We start from the raw sequence: 12,577 nt of genomic DNA on the forward strand, positions 1-12,577 counted from the left end.
ACTCAGTGCAAGGACACCGCATGCCTCCTGCCGTGCGCTTCGGCGTCAACTACACCCCGAGCGAAGGATGGTTCCACCACTGGCTCGACTTCGACCTCGACTCCGTACGCGCCGACCTCGACTCGATCGCCGCCCTGGGCCTCGACCACATCCGGGTCTTCCCGCTGTGGCCGTACTTCCAGCCCAACCGGACGCTGATCCGCCCCCGGGCCGTCGACCAACTGGTGCACCTGGTGGACGCGGCCGCCGAACGCGGGCTCGACGTCAACGTGGACGGTCTGCAGGGACACCTCAGCAGCTTCGACTTCCTGCCGGCCTGGACCCGGACCTGGCACCGGCGCAACCTCTTCACCGACCCGAGGGTGCTCGACGGCCAGGCCGCCTATCTGCGCACCCTCGCCGCCGCCCTCGCCGACCGCCCCAACTTCCTCGGCATCACCCTCGGCAACGAGGTCAACCAGTTCGCCGCCGGGCCGCACCCCGACCCCGACCGGGCGACCCCCGACCGGATCGACGCCTGGCTGGAGCGGATGCTCGCCGCCTGCGAGGGGGGCGCGCCCGGCCGGCTGCATCTGCACGCCGAGTACGACGCGACCTGGTACCAGGACGACCAGCCCTTCACCCCGGGGCAGGCCGCCCGGCGCGGCGCCGTCACCGCCGTGCACTCCTGGATCTTCAACGGCACCGCCCAGCGGCACGGCCGGGCCTCCGTCCCGGCCGAGCACCACGCCGCGTACCTCGTCGAGCTCAGCAAGGCCTGGGCCGAGGACCCGCACCGGCCCGTGTGGCTCCAGGAGGTCGGCGCGCCCGCGCCCCTCGTCCCGCCCGAACACGCCGCCGCCTTCACCGAGGCGACCGTGCGCAACGTCCTGGACTGCCCCGACCTGTGGGGCATCACCTGGTGGTGCTCCCACGACGTGTCCCGCGGGCTCGCCGACTTTCCCGAACTGGAGTACACGCTGGGCCTGTTGACCAACGCCCGAGTCCCGAAGGACACCGCCCGGGTACTCGCGCGGGCGGCACGGGAGCCGCGGACGGTCCCCGCGGTCCGCTCCACGGCGCTGGTCGTCCCCGCCGACCCGTCCGTCCGCTCGCGCTGCGCCCCCGGCGGACCCGTCTACGACGCCTTCTTCCGGCTCACCACGGACGGCGCCCGCCCCACCACCGTCCTCGACACCCACGCCGACGACAAGGACCACCTCACCCGGCGCGGCATCACCGAGACCGTCACCCCCGATCAGGTACTCCCCACCCCACAAGGAGGCACCCGCTCGTGAACCCCCCCACCAGACGCACCGTCCTGCTCGCCGCCGGCGCGGCCGCCCTGCTGCCCACCCGGACCGCGACCGCCGCGGACACGCCGGCCGGCCCGCGGGCCGCCGCGACGCTCCAGCCGTACGCCGCCTACTGGTACCCCGACTCCCTGCCCTCGGGCACCCCCGGCAGCGGCATCACCTGGCGCAGCCTGAAGAACTGGACCGCCGCCGACGACGCCGACCTCGCCTTCAACGCGGCGTCCGTACCGCTCGCACCCCGCTTCACCCCGACCCCGGCGAACGCCACCGCCCGCTCGGGCCAGGCCCGCATCCAGTCCCTGGTCTCCTTCGGCCCCACCTCCCTCAACCCCTCCCAGGGAGCCGCCACCGCCGACTACTACGCCTTCGCCCACTGGGCCTACATCGACGAACTGGTCTTCTGGGGCGGCTCGTCCGGCGAGGGACTGATCCTCGCCCCGAACGCCCCGATCGTCGACGCCGCCCACCGGCACGGCGTCCCCGTCCTCGGCAACATCTTCCTGCCGCCCGTCGCCTACGGCGGACAGCTCCAGTGGACCCGCGACCTGGTCCAGAAGGACGCGAGCGGTCACTACCCGCTCGCCGCCCAACTCGTCACGGTGGCCGCCGCCCACGGCTTCGACGGCTGGTTCGTCAACGCCGAGACCGGCGGCGGCAACACCGCCCTGGGCACCGACATGCTGGGTTTCCTCACCGAGCTGAAGACCCTCGCCGCGGCCCGGGGACAACGGGTGACCTGGTACGACGCGATGACCGTGAACGGCACGGTGAGCTGGCAGGGCGCGCTCAACACCCAGAACCAGGCGTTCTTCCGGACCGCCGACGACATGTTCGTGGACTTCCGCTGGTCGGCGAGCACCCTCGCGTCCTCCGGGACGCGGGCAGAGCAACTCGGCCGCAGTCGCTACGAGTTGTGGGCCGGCGTCGACGTGGAGGCGAGCGGCTCGAACAGGTCCGTCAACTGGGACGCGATCGTGCCCACGAACAAGGCGCACGTCGCCTCGCTGGGCCTCTACCGGCCCGAGTGGACCCGCAACCACCTTCCCTCGGGCGGCAGGGCACCGGCCGACTTCCACGCGGCCGACGACCGGTTCTGGACCGGACGCTCGCTCGACCCCTCCCGCCCGGACGGCACGGACACCTGGCGGGCGCCCGCCGTGTCGGTGGCGGACCGCTCCACGGCGACCGAGCTGCCGTTCGCGAGCGTCTTCAACACCGGACACGGGCTGCGCTGGTACGAGGACGGCACGGTCACGTCCCAGACCCCGTGGAACCACCTCGGGCTCCAGGACCGGCTGCCCTCCCGGCAGTGGGCGGTCCACACCGAGGGGACACGGCCCGCCGTCGCCTTCGACTTCGCGGACGCCTGGCGCGGCGGCAGCAGCGTGCTGGTGTCGGGCGCCCTGGACGAGCCGGCCGTACTGGACCTCTACGCGACCCGGCTTCCGATCGGCGCCGACACGGTGGTCGAGCTGACCCATCGCACCGACTCCGGAAGCGTGAGCGTCGAACTGGCCGTGGCCACCGCCGAGCCGGACACACCGGGGACGACACCGCCGTACACCTTTCTGCCGGTGGGGAGCGGCGACGGCTGGCGGACCTCGGCGGTACGGCTCTCCGGCCTGTCCGGGACCGTCCACGCGCTCGGTGTCCGGCTCGCCGGCGGCGACGGCGCGGTGAGCTGGCGGCTCGGCGCGCTCGCCGTCCGCGACGAGCCGCGCACCCCCGCCGCCCCCTTAGGCCCGCGGATCACGGCCGCCTCCGGAGGCGATCTGCGCCTCGCCTGGAACGCCCCCGCCGTCGACGTACGCCAGTACACGCTGCACCGCGTCCTGCCCGACGGCACCCGGCGCTTCCTCGGCGGCACCTGTCAGACGGCCTTCTTCGTCGGCGGACTGGCGCCGGAGCAGGGTGAGGCGGCGGCACGGTTCGAACTGCGTGCGGTAGGGGAGCTCTACACAGCGTCGGACCCCGTCACCCTGACCCACACCTGGTAAACCGTCCCGCCCAGCTTTGGAGTGCCCCGCATGCATGACGACCGCAGCCTGATCGAAGGCCGTCTACGGCGCGTCCTCGACGAGCGCATCCGCCCCGCCGTGTACCCCGAGTCCGTGCCGCTCGACGTGGCGGTGTGGCACGCGCCCGGCGAACCGGTACCGGTGGCCGAAGGACTGGCGGCCGAGCCCGAGCCGATCGCGGTGGGTGCCCGCTGGGGTGCTCCCTGGGGGACCAGCTGGTTCCGCGTCACCGGGACGGTTCCCGAGACATGGGCCGGCCGGACCGTCGAGGCGCTGCTCGACCTCGGCTTCGACGAGAACATGCCCGGCTTCCAGTGCGAGGGCCTGGTCTACCGGCCCGACGGCACCCCGGTGAAGGGCCTGAATCCACGCAACCAGTGGGTGCGCGTCGGCGCACCCGTCGCGGGGGGCGAGGAGGTGCGCCTGCACGTCGAGGCCGCCTCCAACCCCGTCATCCTCGACTACCACCCCTTCCTGCCCACGCGGCTGGGCGACAAGGACACCGCCGGAAGCGAACCGCAGTACACCCTCACCCGCATGGACCTCGCCGTCTTCGACGAGACGGTGTGGCAGCTGGTGATCGACCTGGAGGTGCTGGGCGAGCTGATGGCCGAGCTGCCCGTGGAGTCGGCCCGGCGCTGGGAGATCCTGCGGGCGGTGGAACGGGCGCTCGACGCCGTGGACCTCCAGGACGTGGGCGGCACCGCGGCCGAGGCCCGTGCACGTCTGACCGGGGTCCTGTCGGCACCCGCCACGCCCTCCGCCCACCGCATCAGCGCCGTCGGCCACGCGCACATCGACTCGGCGTGGCTGTGGCCACTGCGCGAGACGGTCCGCAAGGTCGCCCGTACGACCTCGAACATGACGGCACTCCTCGACGACGAGCCCGAGTTCGTCTTCGCCATGTCCCAGGCCCAGCAGTGGGCGTGGGTGAAGGAGCACCGGCCCGAGGTGTGGGCGCGGGTGAAGAAGGCGGTGGCGGACGGACGCTTCGTGCCGGCCGGCGGCATGTGGGTGGAGTCGGACACCAACATGCCGGGCTCGGAGGCGATGGCCCGTCAGTTCGTGCACGGCAAAAGGTTCTTCCTCGACGAGTTCGGCATCGAGAACGACGAGGCCTGGCTGCCCGACACCTTCGGATTCGCCGCCGGCCTCCCACAGATCATCAAGGCGGCCGGCTCCCGGTACCTGCTGACCCAGAAGATCTCCTGGTCGCAGACGAACAAGTTCCCGCACCACACCTTCCGTTGGGAGGGCATCGACGGCACCCGGATCTTCACCCACTTCCCGCCGGTGGACACCTACAACTGCTCCATGCGGGGCAGCGAGATCGCCCACGCGGCACGCAACTTCAAGGACAAGGGCGTCGCCCGCCACTCCCTCGCCCCCACCGGATGGGGCGACGGCGGAGGCGGCACGACCCGCGAGATGATCGCGAAGGCGGCCCGGCTGCGCGACCTCGAAGGCTCCGCGACCGTCACCTGGGAGACCCCCGCGGACTTCTTCACCAAGGCCGCCGCCGAACACCCCGAACCGCCGGTCTGGGTGGGCGAGTTGTACCTCGAACTGCACCGCGCCACCCTCACCAGCCAGGCCGGCACCAAACAGGGCAACCGCCGCAGCGAACACCTCCTGCGCGAGGCCGAACTGTGGGCCGCCACGGCCGCCGTACGCACCGGATTTCCCTACCCGTACGAGGAGTTGGACCGCATCTGGAAGACGGTTCTGCTCCACCAGTTCCACGACATCCTGCCCGGCTCCTCCATCGCCTGGGTGCACCGCGAGGCCCGGGCGACCTACGCCCGACTGGCCGGAGAACTGACCGCGATCATCGAGGCGGCCCAGCGCTCCCTGGCCGGCGAGGGCACCACGCCACTCGTCTTCAACCCGGCCCCGCACACCCGCCACGGAGTCCCCGCGGGCGGCGCCACCACCGCCGCCGTCCAAGGCCGTACCACCGTCACCGGCCGCCCGGACGGCGGACACCTCCTCGACAACGGCCTGCTCCGAGTCGCGATCGACGCCCGCGGACTGGTGGTCTCGGCCTACGACATCGAGGCCGACCGGGAGAGCGTCGCCCCCGGCCGCACCGCCAACCTCCTGCAGCTCCACCCCGACTTCCCCAACATGTGGGACGCCTGGGACGTCGACGAGTTCTACCGCAACACGGTCACCGACCTCACCGACGCCGATGAGATCACCGCGGGTGAGGACGGCGTGTCGGTGCGGATCGTACGGTCCTTCGGCGCGTCGCGCGCCGTCCAGGTGCTGTCGCTGCCACCGGGGGAGCGGCGGCTGGTCATCGACACGGAGGTCGACTGGCACGAGACGGAGAAGTTCCTCAAGCTCGCCTTCCCGCTCGACGTGCACGCCGAACGGTACGCGTCCGAGACCCAGTTCGGGCACTTCCACCGGCCCACGCACACCAACACCAGCTGGGAGGCGGCCCGGTTCGAGGCCTGCAACCACCGATTCGTCCACCTGGAGGAGCCTGGCTGGGGCGTCGCGGTCGTCAACGACTCCACCTACGGCCACGACGTCACCCGCACGGTCCGCGACGAGGCCGGCGGCGACGGCGGAACGACCACCACCCTCCGGGTCTCGCTCCTGCGTGCCCCGCGCTTCCCCGACCCCGAGACCGACCAGGGCATCCACCGCTTCCGGCACGCCCTGGTGCCCGGCGCCACGATCGGCGACGCCGTGCGCGAGGGGTGGCGGATCAACCTGCCCGCCCGCACGCTGAGCGGCGCCCGGGACGTCGCCCCGCTGATCGGCGTCGACCGGGACCAGGTGGTGGTCACGGCCGTCAAACTGGCCGACGACGGCAGCGGCGACGTGGTGGTCCGCTTCCACGAGGCACACGGCGCCCGCGCCCACGCCACGCTCACCGCGGGCTTCGACCTCGCCGGCGTCACCGTCACCGACCTGCTGGAACGGCCCCTCACCGACACCCCGGCACCTCGGACCGAGGGCAACCGGCTCTCCGTACGCCTGCGCCCGTTCCAGCTCGTCACGCTCCGCCTGCGCAGGGCCTAGAACGGCGCTGACCAGCCGATTCAAGGTCTGGGCAAGGTACCCACAAAGGCGGGTCGCCAGTGTGGAGTCCGGCGAAGGCACTCGGCCCTCGCCGGACTCCTGCGACAGCGTCAGGAAGGGAACCCCCCATGAAGCGAACGCTTTCCGTGCTGCTGACGGCCGGTGCCGCGGCCGTCGGTCTCCTGGCCGTGCCGGGCACGGCCAACGCGGCCGGCGGCTGCAAGACCATGAGCGCACCCGGAGGCGGCTCCGCCTACGTCTGCAAGTACTACTACGCGCAGGGCGGCGGGCTGTACGAGGGCGACTTCTCGGTGAGCGGCGCCTCGTCCCGGGTGTACGCGCAGATCTACTACGACGGCTCCGTGCAGACCGTCACCTCGCGTGGCGGCAGCACCAGCGGAGGCTTCAGCGACGTCGCCAAGTTCCACGTCCGCGTCTGCAACAGCGGCTGCAGCTCCTGGTACTGACCGGCCACGGGGGCCCGCACCGGGGGATGCGGGATGCGGTGGTGCCGGGCGGGACACGGGGGAAGCGGCCCGCCCGGCGCCACCACGGCTGGTGCGCCTGCCCGGCTATGGCGTGTCGAGCGTCCGCAGGCGGTCGTGCAGGCGGTCGGCCTCGGCGGCGCGGTTCTGGGACCGGTAGATCTCCAGAGCCCGCCGCCAGGCCCGGCGCGCGTCCTCGTACTGGCGCAGGGCCCGATGGGCCTCACCGGCGTTGACGAGGGTGTCGGCCTCGTTGGCGGTGTCGCCGACCTCCCGGAACACGGCCAGGGCCTGCTCGTAGTGGTCCAGGGCGGCACGGTGCCGGCCGGTGTGGTGGGCGATGTAGCCCAGGCTGTCCAGGGCCGGCGCCCCGTGGTCCGGGAGGCCGTTGGCGCGGAAGAGGGCGAGGGCCTGCTCGCAGTGGGCCTGGGCCTGCGGATAGAGGCCGAGCCGGGCGTGCATCCAGCCGACCGCGTTGAGCTGGTTCGCCAGCCAGAACGGCTGATCCCCCTTCCGGTACAGACGCAGGGCGTGCCTCGCGTGGTCCAGGGCGCGTTCGTTGTCCCCCCTCTCCTCCCAGACCCGCCCCAGGGTGCGATGGACGTGCGCCTGACCCGCGAGGTCGCCGGCACGTTCGGCCAGGTCGAGGGCGAGGCGCAGCCGCTCCTCCGCCTGCGCGTGGTCACCGCTGCGGGCACTCGCGAATCCCAGGCGCCAGTGCGCCAGGATCCTGGCCTCGGGGCGCTCGTCCTCGTGCTCGGCCGCCGCCAGGCCGGCCTCCCACACGGTGACGTACTCCTGGAGACGGTGACCGCGCAGGTGGTACGAGATGAGCGTCCAGGCCAGCTGCCACACGACCCGGTGGCGGCCGAGACCGGCGGCCTGCGACTGGGCCGCGAGCAGACACTCGTGCTCGTCGTGGAACCACTGGAGCGCGGCCGCGGTGTCGGCCGGGACCACGGGACGGCTGCCGTCGGCCGGAGGCGCGGGTTCGGGCCGGAAGGGGGTGTACGGGCCGTCCAGCAGCCGGTTCGCGGCGAAGGCCGAGTGCAGATAGTGGTCGAGCAGCCGGTCCAGGGCGGGCGCGGCCTCATGACCGGGGATGCCGTCGGCGAGCTCGGCGGCGTACAGCCGGATCAGGTCGTGCATGCGGTACCGCCCGGGGCGGTGCTGCCGCAGCATGTGCGCGGTCTCCAGCTCGGCCAGCAGCCCCCGGGCCCGCTCCGGGGAGAGACCCGCCAGACTCGCGGCCGCCGCGAGGCCGATGTCCGGCCCCCGCACCAGCCCCAGGAAGGAGAAGAGCCGGCCCGCCGACGGGGTGAGGGCCCGGTGGGAGGAGGCGAAGACCGCGCGCACGTTGAGCGTCAGATCACCGGGGTCGAGCGCGCTGAGGCGGTCGGCGGCCCGGACGAGTTCCTCGGCGAGGACGGCGAGCCGGAAGTCGGGGTGCATCACCGCACGGGCGGCCACCACACCGAGGGCCAGCGGCAGACCGCCGCAGTGCTCCACCAGGGCGGCGACGGCCTCGGGCTCCGCGGAGGCGCGCTCCGCACCCAGGCGGCGCACCAGCAGCGCGTGTGCCTCCGACGCGCCGAGGACGTCCACCCGCAGCGGACGGGCCCCGTGCGCCGTGACCAGCGCGGTCAGCCGACCGCGGCTGGTGACGAGGACGGCGCAGGACGGGCTGCCCGGCAGCAGCGGACGCACCTGGTCGGCGTCGCGGGCGTCGTCCAGGACGATCAGCATGCGCCGGTCCGCCAGCAGACTCCGGTACAGGGCGGACTGGGCCCCGACCTCCGTGGGAACGCGGTCACGCGCGATGCCCAGGGCGTCCAGGAACCCGCGCAGGGCCACATGGGCGGGCAAGGGCGGCGTACGGGGGTCGAATCCGTGCAGGTCGACGTACAGCTGCCCGTCGGGGAAGCGGTGCGTGTTCCGGCCGGCCCACTGGGCTGCCAGCCAGCTCTTGCCGACGCCGCCCGGCCCGCAGATCACCGAGACCGCGACAGCACCGTCCGGCCCGTCCGCGACGGCCTTGGTGAGCTGCTCCAACTCCTCGTCACGTCCGGTGAACAGAGCGGGCGAGGCGGGCAGTTGACGCGGGACGGGGGAGGAGGGGGCGGGAGAAGGGGGTGCGGGAGCAGGGGGCGTCGCGGACGGGCGGTCCGGACCGGCGAGGGAGGCGTCGGCGGTGAGGATCCGCTGGTGCAGTTGCCGCAGTGGCGGCCCCGGATCGATGCCCAGCTCGTCGGCGAGCATCCGGCGGGTCCGCTGGTAGTGCCCCAGCGCCTCGGCCGAGCGGCCGGAACGGTGGAGGGCGAGCATCAGCTGACCGGCCAGTCGCTCGTCCAGCGGGTGCGCCGCGATCTGCGCGGAGAGATCGGCGAGCACCTCGGTGTGACGGCCGCGGCGCAGCGCGAGGTCGTTGCGGTCCAGCTCCACGAGGAACCGCTCGTGGCCGAGGGCCTCACGCAACTCGCTGAACCAGGGCGTCTCCAGGCTCCCGAACGCGGGCCCGCGCCACAGCCGAAGGGCCCGGTCGAGCAGCGCGGCGGCCGCGTCGTCCACCGCCGTGTCCCGCGCCCGCGCCACGAGGTCGCGGAACCGGTGCAGATCCACGGCCGAGGCCTCGGCCGCGAGTCGATACCCGCCGGGCTCCCTGCGGATCGCGGCCCCGTCGTTCCCGGCCCCGCCGTCCCCGGCCGACTCCAGGGCCTGCCGCAGACGGGAGAGGTAGCTGTAGAGCGTGGGACGCCACCGCTGAGGCGGCCGATCGCCCCAGACCCGGTCGGCCAGCCGGTCCACCGGGACGGTCCGGTCGACGTCCACCAGCAGCGCGGCCAGCACCGACCGCTGCCGCAGATGCCCGAGGTCCACCGGCCTGCCGTCCACGCACGCCTCGATCTCCCCGAGCACTGCGAACCGCGTCTTCACCGCATCCCGTCCCGAACGCCGCCTGCTGGTGATCCTTTGGAACAACTCTGACGGGGCGGTTCCACAACCGCCCGGCATTCGCGAGTGGTTGACCGAAAAACGAAGACCGGGCCCGTCGCATGGCGCGACGAGCCCGAGTCGTACGCAGTGCCTCAGCGAGGCAATGTCGGTCAGCCGTTCACGGAGCGCCTGCGCCTGATCCAGACCAGCGCCCCGCCGACGGCGAGGAGCGCGGCGGCGATCCCGGCGACGACCATCACCTGGGTGCCGGTGTCGGCCATACTGCCGCCCTGGTCACCGCTCCCGGCGGGCGTGGTGCCGTGGCCGCCGTTGCCGGACGGTGCCGGTCCCGGGGTCTGGGTGGAGGGCGGCGTGCCGGTCGGTGTGCCGGTGGGCTCGCCGGTCGGGCTGCCCGACGGGGTGGGCCCGGGCGTGCCGCCGCCGGACCGGCCGCTGTTGTCGCCGCCCATCACCGTGGTGCCGGTCGCCTGGTAGCCGAGGGCCTCGTTGCGCGAACCCTTCGTGACGGAGGGCAGGTTGGGCTTCTCGGACTGGAACTGAGCCTTGCTGACCTTCTGCTGCGGCTGCTTGGTCAGGTCGACGCCGCCGACCGTGTAGACCCAGACCTCGCCGCCGACGGGGATCTCGTACTTGAAGTCGCCCTCGGTGTACGACCGCTTCATCTCCTTCCAGACGGTCGTCTTGTCCCAGCCGGCGTTCTTGCCGCGCAGGGGCCAGCGCTTGACCTGGTCGCTGTCGATGATCCTGCTGAAGGAGCCGCCGAAGGCCCTCGGGTCCCGGGCGACGGTCTGGCGGACGTACTCGGCGGCGATGCGGGCCTTGTAGACGCGGCGCAGATCGGCGTATTTCGGGTCCTCGTTGACCTGCTTCTCGACCACCGGCAGCACCGTCTGCCGGTAGACGGCCATGTTGTGGGCGGTCTGCGCCTCGGTCAGGGTGCAGGGCATGCCGCCACCGGGCCCGGGCGTGTTGTAGTCCTGGGCGACGGTCTTGACCTCGAGCGGGGCGCTGAGGATGTACGCGCCGTCGTTCTCGATGCGGACCTCGGCCTTCTTCGGGACGATCCAGTTGCGGGTGGATCCCATGCAGGGCTTGCCGTCGACCCTGGTGATCCCGTCCCAGAACCGCTTTCCGGCCTCGGTCTTCGGGTCCTCGGCGCGACCGAAGTCGTGCTTCATCTCCATGTCGGCCTCGAGGAGGACGCGACCGGCGTCGGTCTTGTCGAACGGCGCCTCCATGATCGTGTTCGGGTCGTCCGGGTTGAGATTGACCCAGAAGTGATCGGGAGTCAGCGCCAGCCAGGTGAAGAAGGCGTCCGAGATGAGCTGGGCCTTCTCCTTGCCGCCGTAGCCGGGCGCGGTCTCGTCGTCGGTGTTCTTCGCGCTGAAGGCGTAGGAGACGTTCCCGGTGCTGGTCTGCCCGATGTAGGAGATGTCGAGGGTGGAGAAGTCGACACCGCCGGGGCTGCGCAGACCGTTGCCCGGCTGCTGGATCAGACCGCGGGCCCGCTCGATCTGACGGCGGGCGTCCTCCGGGGTGGGCGCGGACCTGCGGGCCATGTCTCCGCCGGACCCGAAGGAGGGCCGGTTCGGGTTCGGCGTCATCAGCTGGGTGTCGCGCGGGGTGTACGTGCCGACGCTGAAGCGCGGGTTCGGTGTGGCCGCGTGCCGGTAGTACCGCACGCCGGCGGCCTTGTACTTCTCGACCGTCTTCGCGTCGGGCTCCTGCCCGTTGATGTAGACGACCTTCCAGCCCCGGCGCACCAGCTCGGCGTCGATCTTCAACTGCCGGGCGTCGTACCCGACCCCGGACTTGATCTCGTAGACGGTACGCGTGCGCTGGTTGACCGCGTCGAAGACCCGGCCGTCCTTCATCACGTCCCGGCCGAGCGTCCGCTCCAGATCCCGGTACAGCGTGGGGTTGAGATCACGGAGGTTCTTCTGGCAGATCCAGTCCACCCCGCCGAGGTTGAAGTACTTCACGACCTCGGACTCGAAGGCGTTGCCCCGCTTGTTGTTGCCCTCGTTGCGGGAGTAGATGTTGTTCAGCCACTCGTTGAACGAACCCTCGTAGGGTTTGTTGCCGGCCTGCTTCTCCTTCCAGGTGGCCACGGCGTTCTCGGGCGTGCCCCACGCGTACTTCTTGGGGTTGTCGCCCTGGGGAAGGTCGATCAGGTCCGGATCGGTGAGGGCTTCGAAGCCCTTGGCGAGGTGGTCGTAGCCGTAGAAGCGGTCCTCGGCGTTCGGCGTCTTCCACTGGTTCGCACCGGCGGGCTTGTAGCCGGGCAGTTTGTAGGCCGGCGGCGGCGTCGGGCTCGTGCCGTACTTGTCCATACAGCGGCCCAGCATCGGCCCCGGCGCCGCCTCGGCCGCGTCGGGCAGACCGGGCAGCGGACCGGCGACCAGGACGGTCGCGCCGAGCGCGACGGCCGCCGTACGAAGTCTTAACCAGCCGCGCAGACGTATCGCAGAAAGCATGGTGTGTGTCCCTCGTGGGGGCGGGATGTCAACCCCGGTACACAGGGCGAGAAAAGGGAAAGAGGGCGGTGCATGGCCCCCGTTGCTGCCACCGCCTCTTCCGGCACCATAGTCCCGGACCCCCCGTCACGCACAGGAGATACACAGGTATGGCGCACAACAACCACACCTTCCGCAAGGCCAGTTGGGACCGATGGGCAGGGAAGCGGGCCTAGGGGGTGTTGTGAAAGTCCCGCACAGCACCCACGGCGCCCGGCACGCTCCCCCACTCTCGGCTTCGCTCGAGCGGGAGGTACCCCCACCGCCGCACC

6 protein-coding genes are annotated in these 12,577 nt (G+C 72.0%); 4 read left to right on the forward strand and 2 right to left on the reverse strand.

The annotated features are described in order from the left end of the window. Nucleotides 1-32: 32 nt before the first annotated feature. The 4 genes from ACIRF9_RS39720 to ACIRF9_RS39735 all read left to right on the forward strand — a co-directional run bounded on the left by ACIRF9_RS39720 (nt 33) and on the right by ACIRF9_RS39735 (nt 6,816). Entirely contained in the window at nt 33-1,277 is a 1,245-nt protein-coding gene (locus ACIRF9_RS39720) for a glycosyl hydrolase (RefSeq protein WP_403832761.1), read from the forward strand. After that, complete coding sequence (locus tag ACIRF9_RS39725; RefSeq protein WP_403832738.1) at nt 1,274-3,292, forward strand: endo-beta-N-acetylglucosaminidase; 2,019 nt, start codon at nt 1,274-1,276, stop codon at nt 3,290-3,292. Before ACIRF9_RS39720 ends, ACIRF9_RS39725 begins: the two co-directional genes overlap by 4 nt. A 30-nt stretch (nt 3,293-3,322) precedes the next feature. Next, a complete protein-coding gene (locus ACIRF9_RS39730; RefSeq protein WP_403832741.1) occupies nt 3,323-6,349 on the forward strand; it encodes an alpha-mannosidase in 3,027 nt (1,008 codons plus the stop codon). Between the two features lie 128 nt (nt 6,350-6,477). Then, complete coding sequence (locus tag ACIRF9_RS39735; RefSeq protein ID WP_403832744.1) at nt 6,478-6,816, forward strand: hypothetical protein; 339 nt, start codon at nt 6,478-6,480, stop codon at nt 6,814-6,816. 105 nt (nt 6,817-6,921) lie between these two features. Here ACIRF9_RS39735 and ACIRF9_RS39740 read toward each other — a convergent pair whose 3' ends face one another. Further along, nucleotides 6,922-9,768, reverse strand: coding sequence for an AfsR/SARP family transcriptional regulator (locus ACIRF9_RS39740; RefSeq protein WP_403832747.1), 2,847 nt, complete (start codon nt 9,766-9,768; stop codon nt 6,922-6,924). A 170-nt stretch (nt 9,769-9,938) separates the two neighbouring features. Further along, nucleotides 9,939-12,266 carry a hypothetical protein gene (locus tag ACIRF9_RS39745; protein ID WP_403832750.1) on the reverse strand — a complete coding sequence of 776 codons (2,328 nt, stop codon included), beginning with the start codon at nt 12,264-12,266 and terminating at the stop codon, nt 9,939-9,941. Nucleotides 12,267-12,577 lie beyond the last annotated feature (311 nt).

Origin of the sequence: Streptomyces sp. NPDC096132 (genome assembly GCF_044763345.1) — a bacterium.
In the GTDB taxonomy this organism is placed as follows: Bacteria; Actinomycetota; Actinomycetes; order Streptomycetales; family Streptomycetaceae; genus Streptomyces.

What these genes read in the sequence shown, in the direction of transcription:
- ACIRF9_RS39745 (WP_403832750.1), bottom strand. Translation starts at nt 12,266, where the DNA reads ATGCTTTCTGCGATACGTCTGCGCGGCTGGTTAAGACTTCGTACGGCG.
- ACIRF9_RS39730 (WP_403832741.1), top strand. Translation starts at nt 3,323, where the DNA reads ATGCATGACGACCGCAGCCTGATCGAAGGCCGTCTACGGCGCGTCCTC.
- ACIRF9_RS39735 (WP_403832744.1), top strand. Translation starts at nt 6,478, where the DNA reads ATGAAGCGAACGCTTTCCGTGCTGCTGACGGCCGGTGCCGCGGCCGTC.